A 22,923-nucleotide genomic window follows, 5' to 3' on the forward strand; every position below is an offset into this window, starting at 1 on the left:
TGACACCGGCCTCAAATCGGTGTCTTTTTACGCTACGTTAGTGGCGTTGTTACCCAAATCAGCCATTAGGCCACAACTTCCCCAGCCCCTGGTGACCGCTACACTCGGGGCTTTCTGACAGGTAGGCCCAGGGTATTCAGCTTGTTTATGGCGCTTACATACGCCATGACTTCTCCCACTTGTCCGTTGTAGTTACGTAGACTGATTTTCCCCGTCATCAATTGTTTGAACCTATACATCGCCGTCTCGGCCAATGAGCGCCGATGATCCCCGGACTGCTGCTTCCAGTGAGTCAGCCCCTCCTTGCGCATCACCAGAACAGCTTCATTGCGTGGATGCCCCTTTTCCCATAAACCGGCATTCTTGCGCGGCGGAATACAGGCCTTGGCTCCTTTGCGCTTTATCAGTTCATGGCAGGCCTTGGTGTCATATGCGCCATCGGCATACACGGTCCCAAGTGCTCGGCGTAGCGGATTGAACAGGGTCGGCAACACCTCGGCATCATGAACATTTTCCAACTAGGCCTCGGCTGCCACGATGTCGTGGGTCGCCGGGTCCACCGCCAGATGCAACTTACGCCAGACTCGCCGCTGCTCGGCGCCGTGTTTTCTGACCTTCCACTCGCCTTCACCAAACACCTTCAGCCCGGTTGAGTCGATAACCAAGTCGGTAATGCGTCCCTTTGGGGGCTGTCGATAAGCCACTGTCACCGTGCGTGCGTGCGTGCTTGCTTGCTGACACAACTGTAATCGGGGCACAAAGCGGTACGTTCATCAACTCGAACAGGGAGTCGAGTAGTCCCTGAGTGGCCCGCAGAGTGAGGTTGAAAATCCCCTTGAGCATCAGGAAGGTAGAAATGGTCTGGTCAGTGTAAAGCTGGCTGCGGTCCCGCCGCCCATGATGGTCGTGGTGAAACGAGTTGCTCATGGCCTCGGCATCAACCCAGAAGGTGAGTGAGCCACGGTTAATCAAAGACTTGTTGTATTTAGGCCAGTTGGTGATGGGGTGAAGCGACGTGCCCATGATGCAGACTTGAAGAGGATGGTGGTGATCAGATCACCAAGTCCTCAGTTAGTTCCATTCAAGCTGCATCGATTTGGGCAACAACGCCCTCCCAAGCTAAACGTAGCCAGTCGAAGTATGAACCTGACAGCGATGGGGAGGAGCGTCCATTGATCACTACAATAACCCTCGTCTCACATCGCCGCGTTCTTTTTCAGCGGTATGATGGCGCTTTTGCAACAGTGCTGTGCTTCGGATGGCTGAAGAAGTTTCGCCGATCCTCAACGAGGTATGAAATTCTTGTGGGACGTTTTGTTGCTTTTATCAAGCTGGCTTTCTGCCTTCGTTACTTAGGGGAACTATTGGTGGACAGAAAACCAGTATTTTGAGAACGCAGCCTAGTCTTGTGCGGTCAAAATATAACTGCGGTGTAGGGTGTTGCCCTCTTAATTTTGGGGCTTTGCCTACATATTGGGGTGAGGGAATATGGATAATGCAAGGACATTAAATGTATACAGCGTGAGAAATTACTTTTATGAAAGCTAAACATACCAAATCTGCCCTTTTCGTGTTTATGATGTTGCTCGGTGCCGGTGGCGTAGCTCACGCAGCAACGGTTTCCCCGGCTACCCTGCTGCAGAAGGGGACTCATGAGCTGAACTTGCAAGGCTTGGTCGATTTTGATGCTGAGGATAAGTATAAAATTGATTTGAATGCCAAGTATGGTTACTTTGTCGCTCAGGGGTGGGAGGTCGGGACTAATATCGTTACTGATCTTAGTCGCCACTATAAGTCAGGTGGTATAGGGATTTTTACAGAGTATAACTTCGTAAATTCGACAAATTTTGTTCCATATGTAGGTATTGGCACTGAGTTAATGAGAGGGAATTACAGTGACAATAGAGATGACAAGTTCGAATCAGACTCTTTCAATGCCACGGCAATGAATTTTAAGACCAATCTCGGCGGCAAGTACTTTATTAGCCAAAATGTAGCATTAACTGCCGAAGTAAATTACAACATAGCGACCGATCGTTTTAAGGTAACCGGTGGTGATGCTAAAAGATCATTTACCAAATTTTTAATCGGCACTAGCTTCTATTTCTAAATTAGTCACTGTAATACCAAGTGTGACTATTGAGGGGGCATATATAAATTGCCCCTTTTTAGTTCGATCTTCTTTTGTTTAAAACATTTGTTAACTAATTTTATAATGTCTGCCTCTCGATGGTGAATAATGAAGCTGTCAATTCCATTCAAAATAACCGGTGACATGTTGATTCTGTCAGAAAGACCTAATGTAATTAGTTTTTTTAAACATTCTGGAATCTACAAGCTTTATGTTTTTAATGGTTCAATTGCTAGTCTTCAAAATTTTTATCGAGCACCATTAAAGGTATCTTTGCTAAAGTCTGGGGTTCTCTGCACTCTTATTTCAGAAGTTGATGTAGTCATTAAGTATGGGCATGTTTGGGGGCGATTGATTAAAACTGAATGGGGATGTGAACTACATCTGTAATGTAGGTTTTTATGCGAAAAGATAGTTTTTAGTTACATTTTTACTTAATGCTTGAGGTCATTTGTGAAATTATACTATGCTCCGGGAACTTGTACTCTTGCCTGTTGGATTGTACTCTAGTGGGTTGATGCAAGTGATATCGTTGAAAGGGTTGACCCTAAGTCAGTTGAATACAAAGCTATTAATCCGCTTGGAATGGTGCCTGCTCTGGATATTGGACTGGAAAAGCCAATAACTCAAGCAGGTACTATTCTTGTTTATATTGCTGAAATCTACTCAGGTAAGAGGCTCGGCCCTGCGCCAGGAGCATTATCTCAGTTGAAGTTTAATGAAATTATGAGTTTTCTAACGGGGGACTTTCACCCTGCTTTTGGGCCCGTTTTTGTTCCCCAGCGTTACGCTATATTGAATGCTAAAAATAGCGTCAATAAGATTAAATTAGCCGCATATGAACGTATAGATAGAGTGTTAGAACATCTTGATATATTGATTGGTAATGATGATTTTTTATAAAAATAAGCGAACAGTGATTGATGCGTACGCATTCGTAATGGCGAGGTGGTCAACTAATATGCCAAAGTCATGGATGGACTATCCTAACTTAGCAAGGTTTATGCAAAGAATGTCACTTGATCCCGCAGTATCGAAAGTATTTTCGTTAGAGAGGGATTTGCCGGCATAAGTTAAAAATTCGATTGTCAGATGATGCCTTATGGATGTTGGGAGTTTACTGATGTTCGGTGCGTGATTGGTTTGATTATACTTATAAAGTATCTACAGTGGTCAATGCCTATAGATATATTGACTCTTGTGTTCTCTGCTCTTTTGAAGGCAAAAAATGGACGTTTGCCTTCAGTTTTTTAAGTAGCATTCGAGCAATAAAAATTCTTAACTCTCTTAAGTTATTACCAATAACTCCTTTCCTGAATGCCTAACTATTTTTTCTATTAGGATAGATAATATATGCGTAAACGCATTCTGATGTGCTCAGTAGGTTTTGCCTTGCTTGCCGGTTGTGGCGAACAGGGCAGTGCCCAGCAAGGGCCGGGTGAGATGCCACCCGCCGCCGTGGATGTCGTCACCCTGCATACCATGCCGTTGCAGCTCACCTCGGAGCTGACTGGCCGCAGCGCCCCGCTGCGGGTCGCCGAGGTGCGTCCCCAGGTGAGCGGCATCATTCTCAAGCGCCTCTTTACCGAAGGCAGCGACGTCAAGGCCGGTCAACTGCTGTACCAGATAGACCCCGCCGTCTATCAGGCCAGTGTAGCCAGTGCCAAGGCCAATCTGGCCAAGGCGCAGGCCAACGAGCAGAGCGCCCGCCTCAAGGCCAAGCGTTATGCCGAGCTGGTGAAGGTTAAGGCCATCAGCAGCCAGGAGTATGACGACGCCGACGCCGCCTGGAAGCAACAGCTGGCCGAGATAGGGGCCGCCAAGGCCGCAGTGCAGAGCGCCAACATCAATCTGGCCTATACCCGCATCACGGCCCCCATCAGCGGTCGCATCGGCAAGTCTGCGGTGACCGAGGGTGCCCTGGTGACGGCCCAGCAGGCCGACAGCCTCACCTCCATCCAGCAGCTAGACCCCATGTATGTGGATGTGCGTCAGTCCACCCCGCTATGCTGGAGCCAGCATCAAGGAGGCTCATCATGACTCAAGCGCAGATTAACATTTATGGGATCGATTTAGGCAAAAATTGGTTTCACCTGGTGGCGATGGATCGCATGGGGCATGTATTAACCAAGCAAAAGCTCACTCGTTCACAATTGAAATAGTTCATTAGTACGACTCCACCCTGTCGGGTTGCCTTCGAGGCATGTCCTGGTTCGCAATACTGGGGACGCCTGTTCCAACACGCGGGGTTCGAGCCCAAGATTATTCCAGCTCAATTTGTTAAGCCCTACCTCAAATCGAACAAGAATGACTTCAACGAGGCCACCGCCATTGCCGAGGCTGGTAGCAGAGGCACTATGCGCTGTGTCCCGTTGAAATCTCATGAACAGTTGGCATTGCAGGCGACTCATCGCGTCCGTCAGCGTTTCATCGTCGAACGTACCGCCACTGTCAATCAGATGCGAGCGTTGCTGCTGGAATATGGGCTCACCGTGCCAGTCGGCAGAAAAGTCTTCGAGCGCACTCTGCCGACGATCCTTGAAGATGCCGAGAATGGCTTGCCTGACTTTATCCGCGCCCTGGTATTGCGCCTGAGAGAACGGTGGCAACAGCTGGATATTCAGATTGATGACATGAGCCTCATGCTCGGACAAGCCTCGAGCACATCGAGTTTGTGCCAAAAAATCAGTACCGTCCCCGGCATTGGACCCATTTTATCAACCGCGTTGATTGCCGCAATTGGCAATGGCTCACAATTCAAGAAAGCCCGCGACCTGTCAGCCTGGTTGGGGCTGGTCCCCAGGCAATATTCAACCGGCGGCAAATCTTCGCTCGGCGGGATCAGTAAGCGTGGTAATAGCTATTTAAGGCAAATGTTTATTCAGGGCGCCAAAGCGCTGAAAATTCACATGAAGCGTGACAAATCATCGCTCATGTACAGGATCTTTAGCGGCAACATATTAAAATAGATATAAAAAAGGCTTCGTTTGTGATCTGATTTTATCGCCAAACAAAATCAACACGCGCGAAGTCTATGACCATTATCAATGCTAATCACTATCTGGAGCAACTCCTGGCTCCCGCCGCACTCGAGCGCATTGCTCGGCTCTGCAAGTTTTGTCTGCGTCAGCGCGCCATTACCCCTGCCATGCTCGTCCCTGCACTGCTGCGGGCCATGGGGGGCGACCAGGTCAATGACATTGCCGGTTTACACCGTCATTTCAATGCCTTGCAACTGGTGAATGCGCATCAGGTTTCCTACAAACCATTTCACAATCAGCTGCGCAAAGAGAGCTTTGCCCTATTTATGAAAGCCCTGGTCGAACGGGCCATCGCCTTGCGTATCGACCATCAACTCAAAGCGGCTTCCCTCGGCGTATTCAAGCAGGTGTTACTGCACGATGGCACCTCCTTTGCGGTGCACCGGCGTCTGGCGGCTGACTTTCCTGGCCGGTTCAAGACCATCAGTCCGGCGGCTATCGAGTGCCATATGACCATGTCTTTGTCGGAGCAGAGCCCGCTGTGCATGAGTGTGTCTGCCGATACCGCAGGGGAGCGGCAATTTCTACCTGAAGCCCACAAGCTGGCCAACTGCCTGCTGCTGGCTGATGCGGGTTACATTGACAGGGCTTGGTTTGAACAAGTGAACGACGCTGGCGGATTTTATCTGGTGAGAGGAACGAAAAGCCTGAACCCCAAGATAATCCAAGCCTGGCGCGGTGATGGACGGAAAGTACCCAAGCTGGCGGGACTGTCTCTGAAAGAGGCCGGACGGCGACGCTGTCGGGCCGAGGTCCTGGATATGGTGGTGAAGTCCGGCCAGGTCGAGTACCGGTTGATCCGGCGCTGGTTTGCCGAGGAAAAGCGGTTCTGTCTGTGGATGACGAGCCTACCGCGAGCAGCATGGTCAGCAGAGCAGGTGATGAGCCTGTATCGCTGCCGTTGGCAGGTGGAGTTGTTATTTAAAGAGTGGAAATCGCACAACCGGCTCAAGGGGTTTGTGACGGGGGAGAAAGCGATTGCCGAGGGGTTGGTGTGGACGAGCCTGCTGTCGCTGGTGATGAAGAGACGGGTCGCGCCGAGTGTGATGAGTGGGGCGCTATCGATGCTGAAAGCGTCGAAGAACAGTGCGACGTGGTGGCTACCGCTATTGGAAGCAGTGGCCCATAGGGCGCTGACAGAAATAAGGGAAAGACTGGAATGGGCTGCCGATTATTTGGCCAAGAACGCTTGCCGAACCAAGCAGAGAAAATCGATACAGAACAGGACCTTGGAGGGCGTTTTAAAGGAACTCAATGCTTAAGGTCCTGTACATGAATCATCGCTAGGCTGTGTTCTTAAAGTGATGAAGATATAATCTCACATCTTCTCAACAGCTTAAGATCTATGCAGTGTCCCGTCGTTACCAGTTGACCGATGCACAATGGGGACTTATCGAGCCCCTTTTTCCATACCACCGCATAAGCGGACGTCCTACTCGCGAGCCACGACAAGTGCTCGATGGCATTCTCTGGATACTCCACACCGGTGCGCCTTGGCGAGATCTGCCAGAACGTTTCGGCCCATGGAGTTCGGTCTACAACACCTTTCGACGTTGGCAGAGTACAGGTCACATCGATGCCATCCTTGAAGCGCTGCAACTGCATCTCAATGAAGAAGGGCTTATCGACTTCGACCTGTGGTGCATTGACGGCTCCAATGTCAGGGCATCCAAAGATGCTGCCGGAGCGCGTAAAAAAACACTCCTGTGAATCAAGCGCTTGGTCGCTCGCGTGGAGGTTTTGGCAGCAAAATTCACTTGGTCACGGATGGTAATGGTTTACCGCTGGGGTTCTGCCTTTCAGCGGGGCAATCAGCGGAAATCAGATATGCGACAAGTGCGTTGGCCATGGCAAGGATACCGACCTCATCAGGCAGTTATCGCACGCGTCCAGCGCATCTTGCCGCAGATAAGGCCTATAGCAGCAGGGCTTTGCGGGCCGAACTTCGTCGCAGAAGGATAAAAGCAGTCATCCCGCAGCGCAGCGACCAGCAGCGGCGCCATAAGGGACGTCCACTGGTATTAGACAAAGCTCGTTATCGTCGGCGAAATGTGGTCGAGCGGTGCTTCGGATGGCTGAAGAAGTTTCGCCGATTCTCAACGAGATATGAAATGCTGGCGGGAAGTTTTGCTGCTTTTATCAAGCTGGCTTTCTGCCTTCGTTACTTACGGGAACTATTGGTGGACAGAAAACCAGCATTTTGAGAACACAGCCCCTGGCGAATGGGTCGCCAGGCTAGAGGTCGGCCATCACCACAATGTGGTACTTATCGCCCTGGCCAACAAGATAATGCGAATTTGTTGGAAAGTGCTGACATCCGGCAGGGATTACCAACCGTATCCCAACGCAGGTTCAGCCGTTAAACTGATAGAACTCATACTCGGTTTTGCGAGCCAAAAACAGATGACAGAAGTGTTTACCCCACGACGTTGCAGCCTGGCTAAAAAAGCAGTCTCTCGTGACTGGTAGCTTTATTAGAACAACGACGTGCGGATCCCATCAAGGCCAGAGCCGGAAAACGGCTCACAGACAGGCCGGATACATTGACGCAAACGACTTCTGGAAATCAGTCCACGCTTGAAGATAAGGAGCAGACCATACATTTTTTAGAATGGTCTTTTCGCGTTCAAGCCGGTTGATATGGGCTTCCAGTTCCTGGATTTTCTGTTGCTCTGGGGTCAGAGCCTTGCTGATAGGGGTTATGCCAGTTCGACCAGATGGAAGTTGCTGAACCCATCGGCGAAGCACGGTTTCGCCGACATCCAGTGAACGGCTGGCTTCGGGGACTGAATAGCCTTGGTCGAGCTCCAGGGATGCGGCTTCCAGCTTGAACTCGGCAGTAAATGAGCGACGTATTCTTGTCATTGAACACCTCAGGTCTGGGGGGCGACTGTAACACCTAAAACGGTGTCCGGGATGATTAGACCACTACAGTGAGCATCTGCATATCTTCTCGTAACAGGCTCAGTAGTCGGCGAAGAGCGAAGGTTATCGTATTGTCTCCGTCTTCAAGCACTTCTGGCAGTTGTTGTTGAAGACGTTGTAACCCGGCTGGAATAATGAATCCATACTTGGCAAGTAATCCCGTAGTTGGTTAGCCAGAGCGGTTCGCTGCTCAACTATGAGCTGGCCAGCACGCTCCTTCACCCCAACGGGTAACTGATGATTACTGGGCTTGCCAATATGCTGTGAACGCAGCCCCGGTGGCCCGGATAACTTATACCGATCGACTAATCAGTAAATTTGGCGAACGGACAGGTCCAGTCGCTGAGCCCCGATGCTTGCGGTTAGATGGCCATCCACGATGGCTTGGATAGTCTTGAGCCGGTCGATTTCTCTCATGCTAAACCAGATCTCGTTGCGTCTCATCAGGGAGGCCCTTGGCATGGTCGGTAACTAACCAGCGTAGCAACCCGGAGTGACATTTCAATTTGCCTGAAACATGACATTACTACTTAACGCTTACAATCAGTGTCCGTCCCCAGAAGTGAGATGTTGAGCAAGCTTCCATAGCAATCAGTGTTTGCGGTGGAAACTGGCGCAACGTGTGGAGCAGTTTCTGGCGAGATATTTTACGATTCCAGGCAACAGAACCATCAGCCATCCATACACACACCTGAAAAACAGACTTAGCAATATCGATTCCAACTATTTTTATCGTGTTCATGTGGTGCTCCCCCAAGTTGAACGCTGTCAGCCTGAGTATGAAACTGACCGCGCTGGGAGGGGCGTCCATCACTACACATGCACAACTGCAAAAGAAGGGGGCGAAAGCCACCATACCGCCAAGAAAGAACGCGGCGCCGTGGGAGGAGGGGCATCCCCGCAATGAGGTGGTGACAGCGCTCAAGGTTGGTGAGTTGAAGCAATGGAAGCAGAACTGTGGCTATCACCAGCGCTCGATAGCCGAGACCGCCATGTACCGGTTCAAGCAACTCATCGGGCCGAAGCTAAGCCTGCGCAGCTACAACGCCCAGGTGGGCGAAATTCTGGCTGGCGTGAAGGTGATGAACACGCTGATAGGGCTTGGTATGCCTGTTCGCCAACCAGTAAATTGAGTGGTCTCGAAGGGTTGGGGAACGACTATCCAACGACGGATTTGATCAACAACGCCTCGCATGTCACAAGACCATGTCCCTGCTGTAGCAAAAGCCGTCATGCAGCACTCTGCCGATACGGCAGTCAGAGCGCCAGTTCCGCTACGATGCGAAAAGCCTGACTGACACCCTGCCGATGGGTGACTGCGGATTGCATCGACCGCGACCTATGTTGCCGAGGATGACCAAGGCAGGCGGCTTTTCTCTGGTGCGGGGCAGCAAGAATTTAAACCCGGAGATCCTCCCTGCCTGGCTCGGTGATGGGGGCTTGGTCCCCAAGCTGACAGGCATGTCGCTCAAAGGGGTTGAATGGCGGCACCGCCTGGCAGAAGTGACGGATATGGCTGTGAAGTCGGGCAAGGACGAGTATCGACTGAGCCGGCGCTGGCTCGCCGAGGAGAAGCGATTCCGCGTCAGGGTGAATAACTTGCCGCGAGATACATGGCCAGGAGAGCGTGTAATGCGTCTGTATACCTGTCGCTGGCAGGGCTGCTGTTCAAGCACAACAACCTTCAGGGCTTTCTGTCGGGCCAGCAAATGATCGCGGAGGGATTGGTGTGGGCCTCAGTTTATTTGGCTAAAAATGCCCGTCGGACCAAGCAGGGAAAATCGATACAAAACAGTGCTTTAGCGTCTATTTTAACTAAGGTTTTTTATCAAGCTCCTGTACATGAAAGCTGCCATGGTCCCGTCCGTGGCCTGTTATTTAGGCCTGGGGAATTGAGGGCGAGCAGGAGTCAATGCTGGATGCTGAGTGATGTTGTGAAAAGCAATGTAGGAGCTATACTACATTCGGTTGGGAGAATTACACTTCCTCGGCCGCCGGGAGTCATACATAATTTTTACGCCATATATGCTTGAGCAGAGATTATCAGCATTGACTACTGGTAATGAAAACATTTCCATAGATGGCGCAGCCATGCTAGGTGGAGAGCTAAATGTTAAACGCACACTTTTTAATTAAAAGTTACGGGGTGGTGATTAAAAATGTTTAATAAATGTAGCAGTATTTGCATGTTGGAATAGATGCTGAAGTTTTTATCAATCTGGAGCTGTCTACGTTACCAAGTAATCGTGCGGGTTCTATTGTAACTATAAACAACTACGCCAGGAGCGATGATTTAACCTTAGCTAAGTATGCTGTTATTTCAATTACTGATGGTCAGCATATGCATTGACCTTATGTGCTACATTTTAATCTATTGCATGATATTAAAACACATAACCCTGGTTGCTACTCTTTAACATACACTGAACGACCATATTAAACATGGTGAATTATGGAACAAAAACTAAACTGTGTTATTGTCGATGACCATCCCGCAATCCTTTTTGCTATTCGTAAACTTTTGGAGAATACAGGTATTGACGTTGTTGCTGAATGCAATAATGGTATAGATGCAATTAAGTTATGTGAGTCGTATACTCCGAATATTGTTATTCTGGATATCGACATTCCTCTGTTAGATGGATTTGAGGTGATCAAAAGGCTAAAGATTGGGCGATACCCCGTAAAAATATTAGTAATGACCGCCTCCTCGAGCGACAGCTTCACAGCTCGCTGCTTCTATGCAGGTGCTAACGGTTATCTAAGCAAGGCTGATGTTTTTAACGAGCTTCCAAGTGTTGTGAAGCACATTTGTCGCGGTTACGACTTCTTTTCATCTCATATACATGAAATTGCAAGAGCGGGAAGGCAAAATAGTAATTGTAATGAGGAAAGTATATTCGAAAGATTAAGTGAACGAGAGCTTTCTGTTTTGAAGGGTCTTAGCCAAGGCAAGACAAATATGCAGATAGCAAATGAACTCATGTTGAGTAACAAAACTATAAGTACCTATAAGACCAGAATTTTTGAAAAATTGGGAATGAGCAATATGCAGGATATCATTGACATGTTTAAGCATGGGAGGGGGTAGCATGAATTTTCGCATTAAAATAGCATCTGTTTTTATGCTCTTGCTATCTCCATTCTCTGAAGCTGCCTGTCCTACTCCAGAGGTCTATCTTATTGCTATGGATGGCGATGCTACATTATTCTTTAAATATAAAGACATGCCTGTTGCTATGAAGTCAGATAAATCGCAAATGGATGTCAGAATGGGGGTGCTCACACCCGGTCATGCGCCATTTGAAGTATTTGGAGCAGAGGGGATTTCCGGGATAAGCATTGATGTCATGCGAGCCATGCGGAGGGTGACTAATGGTGATCTTTCTATCAAGGTATACAAGCAAGCTGAGTGTTTACTGGATGATATGGCTCTTGGTAGGCTTGACATATTAGCTATGGGAACGACAGCTCTGTTACATGATCGCTTAAGCAAGAGTGACAAAATCGGTAGCTTTAGTGATGTTTTTCTTGATTCCCCTATAATTGTATCAGGTATGAAGAGTTACTCTGGCATAGATGGTGCATCTAGAAATAATAAGCAAGTGTTGTATTCATCAAATGTCAAAATTGCACATACTGCGTTGGTTTCATCGAACTACATTAAAAGTACTACTGGCTATCGCCCATTATCCAGTGACTTTATGGATATACAATTCGCATTTGACAGTGTATTATTTGGTTCAAATGATTTATTGCTGTCAGATATATATTCGTTCAGGTTTTTAAATGAAGCGCGATATGGGGCGATGCAGCCTATGGATACCTTTGGTGACAGGAAAATAAATTTTTCCTTTTTTGTGAGTAAGAAGAATGAACCGTTGTTATCGCGGTTAAACTATTTCATGGGTGAATTTGAAAAAAATAGTAAATCATTCTTGATTTCAAGGTGGTTTGGTGGGATTCCTTATTCATACAGTATGTTCCCAATTTACTGGTCACCGAAGGAGCGGAGCTGGGTGGACAGTAAGAAGGTTATTGTTGGGGTTAATGTAAATGATTCTCCCTATACCTTCATTGATTATCGTGGTGATATTTCTGGTATCTCTATTGATATTCTAAATGCATTATCAGAGATATCTGGTATGAAATTTGATATAGTTAAGTTTGACGATGATAGTGCCATGAATAAAGCGTTGCATAATGGCACGATTGATGTTGTAGCTGCATTGCCTATGATACTGAATGATCGATATAAGGCTAAAGGTATCGCATATAACAGTGACGATGCTATGGTATTGCTTATACCATTTGATAAGTTAGATGCGGATGGTAATTTTGCAGGTGAGAGCATTGCTTTGGATCAAGATTATCCATTTCCTAGTGAAATATCTGAAGCTTTAGGTGGTCTTAATCTTAGGTTGACCAAATCAGGTGATTTATCCATTAAGAGTATGGTTGATGGGAAGGTTGATGGTGCAGCAGTCTCTTTACATCGAGCCCGATATTTTTTATCAGAAAGTCGCCACGTAGGGAAATATAGAGTTCTTAAAAGAATTGGTGAAAAAGGTATTGATGTAGGTTTTGCATTTAAGTCTGATAAATCGATGGTTTATTCTGTCTTTAAAAAGGCACTTAGCTCTATTCCACCAAGTCAGTTACTGAGATATTCCACTTCGTGGAAGATGTCACCATCATATCCATCATCTTCGATTATTCAGCGATATGATAATATTATTTTATACGTGTTACTATCACTTCTCATTGTTACGCTGCTTTATGCAGCGAAATTTATGTATTTGAAGAGACTCCTGCGAGAGCGGAATCAAGCTGTTAATGAACTTAACGAACAGCTTGTTTTTATTAGAGAGTTAATTAATAGCTTACCCTATCCATTACAAGTTAGAGATACCAACGGTATTTTGATATACTGCAACGATAGCTTTATTAGCATTATTGATGTCGACAAAGATAGGGTCATCGGTGAGTCTATTTCAGACTCTATTCGGTGGGTTTTATCAGAAGCAGTTGAACTTGAACAGACATATAGGCGAGTGATTAGAGGCAGGGAAAGTATAATTCGTGAACTGGTGCTTACTTTTTATGGTGAAAAGAAGTATATATATGAATGGACTATTCCTTACAAAGATATAAATGGCAATGTAAAAGGCATCATCAGTGGGTGGATTGATCTTACATCTAGAAAGGCTTTGGAAGATGAACTTCTTGATGCTAAAAATATGGCCGATAGAGCTAATTTGGCAAAGAGTATATTCTTGGCATCTATGAGCCATGAAATAAGAACTCCAATGAATTCCATCATTGGCTTCATTGAATTGGTATTAAATAGCGGAATAAATAGTGTCACTGACCGCGATTCTCTTAAAATGGCTATGCGGGCCTCTCATGGTTTACTAGATTTAATTGGTGACATATTAGACATATCCAGTATTGAGTCAGGAGCGATTAGAATTGTAGCTGAGGATGTATTTATAAAGGATTTTGTGTCTTCTGTTGTAGATATGACAATTTCTCTTGCAAAAAAGAAAGAGTTAAAATTGTCATTTATATCCGATCTCGATAATGGTGATGTTGCTTGTAAAGTTGATCCTGTAAGATTAAGACAAATTATTTTGAATGTTGTCAATAATGCATTGAAATTTACATTCAAGGGCTCTGTAACTGTAAGGCTAACCATTGTTGAGAGTATGATTTATATTCGAGTCAGGGATACTGGCATTGGTATCCCTTCTGACAAGATAAATGATGCATTTAAACCCTTCAGTCAGTTACATGATAATATTAATGCAGGGCATGAGGGGACTGGACTTGGGCTTGTCATTTCAAAGACATTGGCAGAGTTAATGGGGGGGGGTATTACTCTGTCAAGTATTGAAGGGCAAGGGACGGAGGTGTGTATTAACATACCTTTTATAAAGGCTGATAATCTTGATGCGGTTAAAGTATATGATTCCGTTCATCACGATATCGAAATTGCTCAACCTGAAGTTAAATTAACATTTTTAATAATTGATGACCACCCCTCCAATCGTATTTTGTTGAAGAAGCAATTGGAGTATTTACACCAGAAAGTGATTTTAGCTGAAAATGGACGTGATGGTTTTAATAAATGGATGGATGAATCTCCAGATATTATTATTACTGATTGTCAGATGCCAGAAATTGATGGATATCAATTTTCGAAAATGATCCGCTCCGCCGAGGCAGACCGCGGACTACCTAGTGTGGTGATCATTGGTTTCACAGCAAGTGGGTTAATGGATGACTATGATGCATGTCTTGCCGCTGGCATGAACGACTGCTTATTTAAGCCAATCGGGTTAGCTAGACTGACTGAAATTGTTAAGAAGTATTCAGCACTTCTACCTGAAGATCGTCATCTACAGCTTAATGATTTTAACTTGTCAGTGTTTGGTGACAGCGAAGAGGCTAATAAATTTATTGCTGAATTGATTTCAATTAATGATTCTGATTATTCTGAGTTGTGTGATGCAATATCAAAGAGTGATGTTGAGGTCGCCCTGTCAAGAGCGCATCGCATTAAAGGTATGGGTCAAATAATTGTTAATAGAGACATTGTTGATATTTGTGAGATGCTCGAATCTGGTCTTAAATTTAACAAGTTTGAGGTGGATATTAAAATAATGCTCGATAGATTAAGAATCATAATGGATAAAATGAAGAAGGAGTTAAGTGCAAAACTATAAATCTTCTCCATACCGACCTTGGAGCCTGTGCATGGGGATGGTATTCACCTGACAGTTGCCCACAAAAGGGAGTGGTCATACGGCTTCAAACTGGATAACAAAACGGTATCCCTACCATGTTATCTGGTGTCACCGTATGACCACCAACGAGCAAGTAGCGCGTCGGCAAACTCAGCCTGCTAGGGAAGGTGCGAACAAGTGGAGGAAATACCCTCACATCACTCATAGTAAGACAACTTTGAGTGCGTAAAAACTTACAAAGGCCGTTTTCACATCAAGAACCAGGTTGAATCGCCCCTACTTTCCTAGACACCTCAAGAGCCTCAAACTGAGGTCATTCAGGAGGCGTTATGAGCAAGCAGCAACGTTACACGGAAGAATTTAAACTGGCCGCCGTCAAGCAGGTGACTGAGCGCCATTACCCAGTGGCAGAGGTCGCCGAGCGACTTGGTGTTTCCAGCCATAGTCTTTACGCCTGGATCAAACGCTATAGCCAGCCCGACGTGCAGCAGTATGAGTCCAGCCAGCAAGCCGAGATCCGCCGCCTCAAGGCCGAATTACGCCGCATCACCGATGAGCGAGATATCTTAAAAAAGGCAGCTGCGTACTTTGCCAAGCTGTCAGGTTAAGGTACGCCTTCATCCGGGAACACGAGTCCACGCATCCTGTCCGCAGACTGTGCCGGATGATGAATGTCCACCCGAGCGGTTATTACGCTTGGCAGCGACAGCCCTTATCTACCCGAGCACAGGAGGATCAACGCCTCCTGGGCCAGATCAAGCAATGTTGGCTAGAAAGCGGGGGCGTCTATGGTTATCGCAAGATCCGGGATGACCTGCGAGAAATGGGCGAGACCTGTGGCAAGCACCGGGTGGCGCGATTAATGCGACATGAAGGGTTACGTTCACAAACCGGCTATCACCACCGTCCAGGCCATTATGGTGGCCGGCCAACGGTGGTTGCACCGAATCATTTGGAACGCCAGTTCGATGTGACCGAGCCCAATAAGGTCTGGGTAACGGACATCACCTACATTCGCACGCATGAAGGCTGGCTCTATCTGGCTGTGGTATTGGATTTGTTCTCACGACACGTCATTGGTTGGTCGATGGGGCCGCGGATCGACCGAGAGCTGGCCATCAGTGCGTTACTGATGGCGGTGTGGCGACGGCGACCCGAACAAGAAGTGCTGGTTCATTCCGACCAAGGGAGCCAGTTTAGCAGCTATGACTGGCAGGATTTTTTGCGGGAAAACCAGCTCAAGGCCAGCATGAGCAGGCGCGGCAATTGCCATGATAACGCGGTGGCGGAGAGTTTCTTCCAGCTCCTCAAACGCGAGCGAATCCGACGTCAAACCTATGCGGATCGCGAGGAGACCCGGCAGGATGTGTTCGATTACATTGAAATGTTTTACAACCCCAAGCGTCGGCACAGTTTCAACAATGGGCTATCGCCAGTAGAGTGTGAAAAGCAATATTTCGAACGGCTCAAAAGTGTCTAGAGAAGCCGGGGCGATTCAGGTTTTATCGCCATTTCGGCCCCATTTTCGGGCGTATTCCCACATTTCAGGTAGATCTCTCCCACTGTTTTATCATCTGGTCCACTCGGACCAGGTTGGCCAAAGCGAATAACATCGCCAACTGGTTGTCATTTTTCAGCAACCCCTTGTATCGGGCTTTCACAAAGCCAAACTGGCATTTGATGATCCGGAAGGGATGCTCCACCCGCATACAGTGGATACACAGCATGGTCTCCAGTGGGTAAGGTCGACGACAGTTGCCGACCTTGGGATAGACGGGGTCAATGACGTCGAGCATTATCTGCCAAGGGAGCAGTTGCGCCATGCGAGACAGGAAAATCTCTTTCCTAGTTTGACGACGTTTGCTGTAGAACTCGCTGTCGGCAAATGTCAATTGATGAGTCACGTTGAGCTTCGTTCCTGATACCAAAATGATGTGGCGATGATCTCACGTCGGGATGGGGGCTCATTCGAGCGCTTGTGGTGCCTGGAAAAAGGACATCCAAGAAATGAAGCAGCACTGGTGATGCGCAAGATTAGGAAACAATCATGTACAGGATCTTTAGCGGCAACATATTAAAATAGATATAAAAAAGGCTTCGTTTGTGATCTGATTTTATCGCCAAACAAAATCAACACGCGCGAAGCCTATGACCATTATCAATGCTTAAGGTCCTGTACATGAGGAAACAATACCGTGGAATAATAATGTTCTTCTTAAGTTTTTAATTCATTTCTAAATGAAATTATTTTACATTAAAAATGTGGATGAGGAGTTTAATAACTGAACACTTTACCTACGGGGGGGCAGTTATATACCCCCCCTCCACAAAATATTCTCAAATCCAAGTGAAAAGCCATTTAATTATAGCTAAGGTTATGACGTTTATATCAAAGCATTAATTGACTCAGTCTCATTTATCATAATCATAAAATTCAGTTCCTGTATTCACAGATGGAAAATCGGCGTCTCCTTCACTTTTTACGGCAAGTTTGCCATTAGGAGAGTGAGAGATATAGTTATTAGAGTAAATGTTTTTTAGTTTATCTGATTTTGGCGAGCTCTAGCAGGCTGAGTTTGCGACGTGCTACTTTCTCGTTGGTGGTCATACGGTGACTCCAGATAACACGGTAGGGGTACCGTTTTGTTATCCGGTTTGAAGCCGTATGACCACTCCCTTTTGTGGGCAACTGTCAGGTGAATACCATCTCCATACATCTAGTCCTGAAGTAGGTTTACACATTTTCGGCTAGCATTTCTCCACTCAGAGCCCTCGATGCACCGCATGATGCGGTCGTTCCACGTTGTAAATATCCACCGTCTCACCACCATCTTTCCCGTTTGCGCCAAGTCCTGCCGGGCTTTGCAACAACAACTCTCCTTTCAAAATCCCGTTCACTCGCTCTGCCAGCGCATTCTGGTCGGTCTTGAGCTTGCTGGCCGCTGAGCTCGCCTTTTTCAATCTGCTCGACCAAGACCAATTTAAAAGTCTGCGAGTCATCGCGCTGTGTTCGTTTCACAGCTTGTCCCATCGGGTGAATCGCCCGGGGTTTTCTGGATACTCTGTTGTTGAATATTCAACTGCTTTCAAACTCTACCGGCGACAGCGTTGTCGTGACTGTTACCAGGCCGGCTCATGCTGCAACTCAGGTTGTGAACCTTCAAAAGTCCTGCCATTCACCACCGGTAAACTGGCTGCCCTGATCCGAATGCACTAACACAGGCCGCTTGGATTTTGGGTGTCAAATGGGCTCAGGTGGTGCATCAACTGCCAAGTCTGCCGTCATGCGTGACTTCATCGCCCAGCCGACGATCTAGCGAGAGAACAGGTCCAGGTACAGCCACGCTTCTTGAGTTCGGATATAGGTAATGTTAGTCACCCAGATGGCAACTTAAACTGACGAGCCAGCGTGTTTGGAGCAACCTGCGGCTCTTACCCCCATAATGCCCCTTACTGCACTGATAGCCAGTTTGCGAACGCAGTCCTTCCCGCTTCATTAATTTGGCCACAGGGTGCTTGCCGCAGGCTTCCCCCAAGTCACGAAGATCGCGATGGATCTTGCGATAACCGTAGACTGCGCCACTTTCCAACAAGGATTGCTTGACCAAATCCGGTCTGTCGTTCGCCCTCCTGCTGCCGTGGTTCAGCCACAGGTAGAAGTCATCAAGGGTCTGGCAGGGTGATGACACTGTACCGATCGAGTCGGAAGGTTATGAAGGCGTACCTTTCCTTGAATCGCTGGCAAAGTACGCGGCTGTAAAATGTTGTGTTCCTCGGTGACTTTGGCGCAATTCGGATTTCAGGCTGCATCTCTCGGCTTGCAAGGTTGACTCTTCAGCGGGTTAACCGTACAGCTTGAGCGGTAATCCCCCCATTTTTAGGGGTATTCAAAAGTAGAGCTCATGCAGCCTGTGCCAGGCGCTGTTTTGGGGTGTACCCACCCAGCGCCATGTTGGGCCGCTCATGGCTATACGTCCACAATCAGTGCGTGGCAAACTTCTGTAGTTCATTCAGTGACTCAAACAGATAATGGTCCAGCCAGTCGTAGTGCGGTTAAACCGCTCGATGTAGGCATTCTGCTGCGGATTGCCGGGTTGGATGTGCCCAAGTCGGATCTCCTGCTTCTCAGCCCATCTCTTCAGCTCTTCGCTGATATATTCCGGGCCATTGTCACAGCGGATAACTGCGAGTTTGCCCCGCCATGCGATCACCTGCTCCAGCGCCCATTTGACTCGTGAGGTGGGTAAGAATAAATCCACCTCGATACATAGCGCTTTACGGTTGAAGCCATCGATCACATTAAACAGCCGCACCGAGCGGCCATCGCTGAGTTGGTCATGCATAAAGTCCATCGACCAGCACAGATTTGGCTGGTCGGGCACTGCCAACAGCTCCGGCTTGGCACGCACCAGTCGCTTCCTCGGTTTTATCCGTAGATTGAGTTCCAACTCCCGATAGATCCGGTACACCCGTTTGTGGTTCCAGCCAAAGCCTTTGACATTGCGCAGGTACAGGAAGCACAGCCCGAAGCCCCTGTTGTGCTGGCTGATGGTGAGGTTCAGCAACCAGTCGGCAATATCCTGATTTTCATCAGCCAGTATGGGCTGATAGCGATAGCAACCCTCGCTGACCTTGAACACCTGGCAAGCCAGACGGATGGATATGGCGTAATGTATAACGGCCTTGGTCGCCATCTCTCGGTGGGCAGATGGCGTCACCACTTTTTGCCATGGCCTCGGTGATGATCTCGGCCTTGAGGCGCTCCTCGGCATACATCTTCTTGAGACGGTGGTTTTCGTCCTCCAGCTCCTTGAGGCGCGCCATGAGCGAGGCGTCCATCCCCCCCGAATTTGGAACGCCACTTGTAGAAGGTGGTCGTGCTGATGCCATGCTCGCGGCAAAGCTCCGGGACGGGAGCGCCGGCCTCGACTTGTTTGAGGATGGTGATGATCTGGGTATCGCTAAAGCGTGATGTTTTCATGTAGAACCTCCTACGTTCAAGGTACGGGAAAATTCTACTTATGAGCACCCCGGTTTTTCGGGGGGATTACCGTGCTTGGGAACAAAACCGACGTCAACGATGTGCAATGGAGCCAGCGCTCGCGTGTTTGCGGCCTACTGCGTACAAGCTTCCATCCTGAGCTGAAGAGCGCTACTAGGTGAAAGGAGGTCTGATAAGCCTGATGCAGACATGGCAATAAAAGCGCTCTCAACGATTACCTGATGAATTACTATAAATAACGGCACCCACATCAATACAATGATGGAATACCGCCCGCAAAAGCCGAGACTCGGCCTAACCACGTGTCCGGATTTAGTTGACCACTACAGTCATCGGCACAAAAAAGAGAAGCAGCCTTCTGGCTGCTTCCTTCCTATTCAGTTGGTTCATTGCCGGAAACAAACTCAGCCCAGCTATCCATCATAGGTCGACGCTGGTCCAGCAAGTCTGTGCGATGGTATGCTGCTTCTACCTTGTTCTGCACTGTGTGGGCTAACGCCCGTTCTGCAAGATCCCGCCCATAACCTTGCTCGCTGCACCAGTCTCGAAAGCTGGAACGAAAGCCATGAGCAGTTGCCATTCGGCCAGGAGTACAGCTCGCAGCTTTGGCTCTTCTCAGAAACATCGTCAGCACTGTGTCTGAGAGCGGTACCTGGTCTCTTGGGGATGGGAATACCAATTCGTCATGTAATCCCCTTAACCCCATCAAGATTTCGACTGCACGAAGAGATAACGGAACACGATGTTGTTGCTTGGCTTTCATACGCTCGGCAGGCAAGGTCCAGATCTTTGCTTCCAGATCTACCTCTGACCATTTCATTGATCGGACTTCACCAGAACGACAAGCTGTCAGGATCAAGAACTCCAGCATAGAGCGGGTTACATCGTACTGTTGCGCTGTTCTCAGGTGCTTTTGCACAAATGCAGGGATATTACGCCAAGGCATCGCAGGCTGATGCTCTACTCGCACTGACTTGCTTGGCTGAGCCGGTAGTAAGTGGTTTACCACATCCACAGGGTTTGCAGAGGTATAGCCGTGAGCCCATGCCCAAGCCATCACTGCGTGTAGGCGCTGCTTAACACGGCTTGCTGTTTCCGGGATCGTCAGCCATATCGGTTGCAAAACGGAAGCGATATGGGCTGGGGTGATGGTATCAATGGAGATAGCGCCAATTGCAGGAAAGGCATATTGCTCCAAGGTGGTGATCCATTGTTTACCGTGTTTAGGGTTCTTCCAGCCTGGTAACAAGCTTTCGTAAACCAGTCTGGCAGATGCTTCCAAGGTCGGGATCTTCGGCTTGTTCTGCTCCTGCAGCCGGATCTCTAGTGGGTCCAGATTATTTGCCAGCTGTTCCCGCATTACCTGGGCGTCTCGAGCAGCGTCAGCGATAGAGATCTCAGGATAAGTCCCGAGGCCAGCGTTACGTCGTTTCTTCGTCAGTGGGCTGACATAGCGGAACACCCACTTTCCTCTGCCCTTGATGGTAGAGGGGTGTAGCGTCAACCCGGTGACGCCACCATGAGCAAGGGGCTTATCTTCAGGCTTGATGTTGCGGGCTTTGGTATCGGTGAGGATTGCCATCAGGTAACCTCCTTGAGAATTGAATATGCCACACAGTATGCCACCGAGCATGCGCAGTAGTAATATGTGATTGGGATGTATTGGACAGTGTTTATCTCTAATTCGCTGATAGTAAAGGGCTTGCTGGATTGGTGTGGAGTTGATTGGACTTGATTGCGGCGGGCACCTCCTCCGCCATCTTCAGAGAAGCCCCAGACAACCTCGTTGTCTGGGGCTTTTTGCTGCCTGTGATTGGGCTTTTCATCCGTTGTCAGGGATTGAGCCTGTTCGCCAGAGCAGTACCAGCAGGGTGAGCAGGCAGAAGGCCGCGCCCGTGTAGAAGGTAAAGGCCGCGCCCAGGCTATCCCACATCCAGCCCGCCACCAGGCTGGCCAGCAGCATGGCGAGGCCGCTGACCAGATTGAAGAGACCATAGGCGGTGCCGCGCAGATCAGCGGGCGCCGTGGCGGCCACCATGGCGGCCAGCAGCCCCTGGGTCATCCCCATGTGCACGCCCCACAGTGCCACCCCCGCCAGCATGACGGCCCAGTGGGTACTCGCGGCCAGGGTCAGGTCGGCTGCGATCAACACCAGCACTCCCCATATCAGCAGCCAGGTGTGAGGCAGGCGATCCGAGAGGCGACCGAACGGGTAGGCCGACAGGGCATAGACCAGGTTCATCGCCACCATGACCAGCGGCACCAGGGCCAGCGGTACGCCGGTCTGCTGGGCGCGCAGCACCAAAAAAGCTTCGCTGAAGCGGGCCAGGGTGAACAGGGCGCCGATGACGACAACCCACAGGTACCCCACTCCCAGCCGGCGCACATTGTCGCGCCGCAAGGGGTTGCTGCGCACGGCGGGCCCGGGCTGTGCGGGTTCACGCAGGCCGATGGCGAGCAGGGTGACCGAAGCCAGCCCGGGTATGACGGCCAGCCAGAAGATGGCGCGAAAGTCGTCGTGCCAGAGCAGCATCAATCCCACCGCCAGCAGGGGGCCGAGCAAGGCGCCGACCGTGTCGAGGGATTGGCGCAGGCCGAAGGCGGCGCCGCGCAGCGCCGCCGGGGTGAGGTCGGCCACCAGCGCATCGCGGGGCGCGCCCCGGATGCCCTTGCCGACTCGGTCCAGCAGTCGCGCCGCGAGCACGAGTCCGCTGCCGGATGCCATGGCAAACAGCGGCTTGGTGAAGGCGCCCAGCCCGTAGCCCAGCAGGGCCAGCCCCTTGCGTCGCCCCAGATAGTCGCTCAGGGGGCCGGAGAAGACCTTGACCATCAGCGCCGTGGCTTCCGCCGCCCCTTCGATGAGGCCGACTGTGAGGGCGCTGCTGCCGAGCACAGTCACCATGAAGAGTGGCAACAGGCTGTGGATCATCTCGGACGAGATATCCATCAGCATGCTGACGAAGCCCAATACCCAGACACCGCGCGGGATCTGGCTCAGGGGTGTGTGACGGGACGAGTGCGGGATCATGGAGATTTGCCTTGCACGGAAGCGGCTCTCTCAGAGCATAGTCAGCC

Annotated in this window: 9 protein-coding genes and 12 pseudogenes; 12 read left to right on the forward strand and 9 right to left on the reverse strand. The window is 49.1% G+C overall.

Features of this window, described 5'->3' with window-relative positions:
- Nucleotides 1-98 precede the first annotated feature (98 nt).
- Nucleotides 99-1,023: pseudogene (locus CK910_RS14035) on the reverse strand (IS5 family transposase).
- Nucleotides 1,024-1,250: 227 nt separating this feature from the next.
- Between CK910_RS14035 and CK910_RS23765 the strand changes: the two are divergent.
- From CK910_RS23765 to CK910_RS24660, 8 genes and pseudogenes are all read left to right on the forward strand, one after another.
- Nucleotides 1,251-1,391, forward strand: a pseudogene (locus CK910_RS23765) (IS5-like element ISAs34 family transposase); the annotation flags it as partial.
- Nucleotides 1,392-1,537: 146 nt separating this feature from the next.
- The gene (locus CK910_RS14040) at nt 1,538-2,110 is read left to right on the forward strand and encodes an opacity family porin (RefSeq protein WP_098983723.1); all 573 of its coding nucleotides are present in this window, start codon (nt 1,538-1,540) and stop codon (nt 2,108-2,110) included.
- A 549-nt stretch (nt 2,111-2,659) separates the two neighbouring features.
- Nucleotides 2,660-3,034 carry a glutathione S-transferase family protein gene (locus CK910_RS24215; RefSeq protein WP_301336241.1) on the forward strand — a complete coding sequence of 125 codons (375 nt, stop codon included), beginning with the start codon at nt 2,660-2,662 and terminating at the stop codon, nt 3,032-3,034.
- A 450-nt stretch (nt 3,035-3,484) separates the two neighbouring features.
- Nucleotides 3,485-4,132: pseudogene (locus tag CK910_RS14050) on the forward strand (efflux RND transporter periplasmic adaptor subunit); the annotation flags it as partial.
- Between the two features lie 35 nt (nt 4,133-4,167).
- Nucleotides 4,168-5,064: pseudogene (locus CK910_RS14055) on the forward strand (IS110 family transposase); the annotation flags it as partial.
- Nucleotides 5,065-5,165: 101 nt separating this feature from the next.
- Nucleotides 5,166-6,434 (forward strand): IS4 family transposase, encoded by a 1,269-nt coding sequence (locus CK910_RS14060; RefSeq protein WP_098983724.1) that lies wholly within the window; start codon nt 5,166-5,168, stop codon nt 6,432-6,434.
- Between the two features lie 88 nt (nt 6,435-6,522).
- Nucleotides 6,523-7,376, forward strand: a protein-coding gene (locus tag CK910_RS14065) for an IS5 family transposase (RefSeq protein WP_098983725.1) whose coding sequence is annotated in 2 segments (ribosomal slippage) — nt 6,523-6,865 and nt 6,865-7,376 — 855 coding nt in all. Because the reading frame shifts where the segments join, the coding sequence is not laid out codon by codon here.
- A 10-nt stretch (nt 7,377-7,386) separates the two neighbouring features.
- Nucleotides 7,387-7,533, forward strand: a pseudogene (locus CK910_RS24660) (IS110 family transposase); the annotation flags it as partial.
- 243 nt (nt 7,534-7,776) lie between these two features.
- Here the strand turns inward: CK910_RS24660 and CK910_RS14075 are convergent.
- Together CK910_RS14075 and CK910_RS14085 are read right to left on the reverse strand one after the other, a co-directional pair.
- Nucleotides 7,777-8,037: pseudogene (locus CK910_RS14075) on the reverse strand (transposase); the annotation flags it as partial.
- Between the two features lie 610 nt (nt 8,038-8,647).
- Nucleotides 8,648-8,839, reverse strand: a pseudogene (locus CK910_RS14085) (IS110 family transposase); the annotation flags it as partial.
- A 79-nt stretch (nt 8,840-8,918) separates the two neighbouring features.
- Here CK910_RS14085 and CK910_RS14090 point away from each other — a divergent pair.
- From CK910_RS14090 to CK910_RS14105, 4 genes and pseudogenes are all read left to right on the forward strand, one after another.
- Nucleotides 8,919-9,230: pseudogene (locus CK910_RS14090) on the forward strand (transposase); the annotation flags it as partial.
- A 1,319-nt stretch (nt 9,231-10,549) separates the two neighbouring features.
- A complete protein-coding gene (locus CK910_RS14095) occupies nt 10,550-11,188 on the forward strand; it encodes a response regulator transcription factor (protein ID WP_098983726.1) in 639 nt (212 codons plus the stop codon).
- A gap of 1 nt (nt 11,189) precedes the next feature.
- Nucleotides 11,190-14,825, forward strand: coding sequence for an ATP-binding protein (locus CK910_RS14100; RefSeq protein WP_172955317.1), 3,636 nt, complete (start codon nt 11,190-11,192; stop codon nt 14,823-14,825).
- Between the two features lie 350 nt (nt 14,826-15,175).
- A protein-coding gene (locus CK910_RS14105) for an IS3 family transposase (protein ID WP_098983728.1) occupies nt 15,176-16,326 on the forward strand; the annotation gives its coding sequence in 2 pieces (ribosomal slippage) (nt 15,176-15,428 and nt 15,428-16,326; 1,152 coding nt in all).
- A gap of 64 nt (nt 16,327-16,390) precedes the next feature.
- Here the strand turns inward: CK910_RS14105 and CK910_RS24665 are convergent.
- The 6 genes and pseudogenes from CK910_RS24665 to CK910_RS14135 form a co-directional block, all read right to left on the reverse strand.
- Nucleotides 16,391-16,552 (reverse strand): annotated as a pseudogene (locus CK910_RS24665) (IS5/IS1182 family transposase); the annotation flags it as partial.
- 1,057 nt (nt 16,553-17,609) lie between these two features.
- A pseudogene (locus tag CK910_RS14115) lies at nt 17,610-17,765 on the reverse strand (IS3 family transposase); the annotation flags it as partial.
- 179 nt (nt 17,766-17,944) lie between these two features.
- Nucleotides 17,945-18,682 (reverse strand): annotated as a pseudogene (locus CK910_RS14120) (IS3 family transposase); the annotation flags it as partial.
- Nucleotides 18,683-18,746: 64 nt separating this feature from the next.
- A pseudogene (locus CK910_RS14125) lies at nt 18,747-19,827 on the reverse strand (IS3 family transposase).
- A 394-nt stretch (nt 19,828-20,221) separates the two neighbouring features.
- Complete coding sequence (locus CK910_RS14130) at nt 20,222-21,430, reverse strand: tyrosine-type recombinase/integrase (RefSeq protein WP_098983730.1); 1,209 nt, start codon at nt 21,428-21,430, stop codon at nt 20,222-20,224.
- Between the two features lie 240 nt (nt 21,431-21,670).
- A complete protein-coding gene (locus CK910_RS14135; RefSeq protein WP_098983731.1) occupies nt 21,671-22,876 on the reverse strand; it encodes an MFS transporter in 1,206 nt (401 codons plus the stop codon).
- Nucleotides 22,877-22,923: the final 47 nt, after the last annotated feature.

The sequence above is a fragment of the Aeromonas sp. CA23 genome, assembly GCF_002587065.1.
GTDB classification, from domain to species: Bacteria; Pseudomonadota; Gammaproteobacteria; order Enterobacterales; family Aeromonadaceae; genus Aeromonas; species Aeromonas bestiarum.

Coding starts and splice junctions, on each gene's coding strand:
- CK910_RS14060 (WP_098983724.1), top strand. CDS start 5,166: ATGACCATTATCAATGCTAATCACTATCTGGAGCAACTCCTGGCTCCC.
- CK910_RS14040 (WP_098983723.1), top strand. CDS start 1,538: ATGAAAGCTAAACATACCAAATCTGCCCTTTTCGTGTTTATGATGTTG.
- CK910_RS14095 (WP_098983726.1), top strand. CDS start 10,550: ATGGAACAAAAACTAAACTGTGTTATTGTCGATGACCATCCCGCAATC.
- CK910_RS14130 (WP_098983730.1), bottom strand. CDS start 21,430: ATGGCAATCCTCACCGATACCAAAGCCCGCAACATCAAGCCTGAAGAT.
- CK910_RS14135 (WP_098983731.1), bottom strand. CDS start 22,876: ATGATCCCGCACTCGTCCCGTCACACACCCCTGAGCCAGATCCCGCGC.
- CK910_RS14100 (WP_172955317.1), top strand. CDS start 11,190: ATGAATTTTCGCATTAAAATAGCATCTGTTTTTATGCTCTTGCTATCT.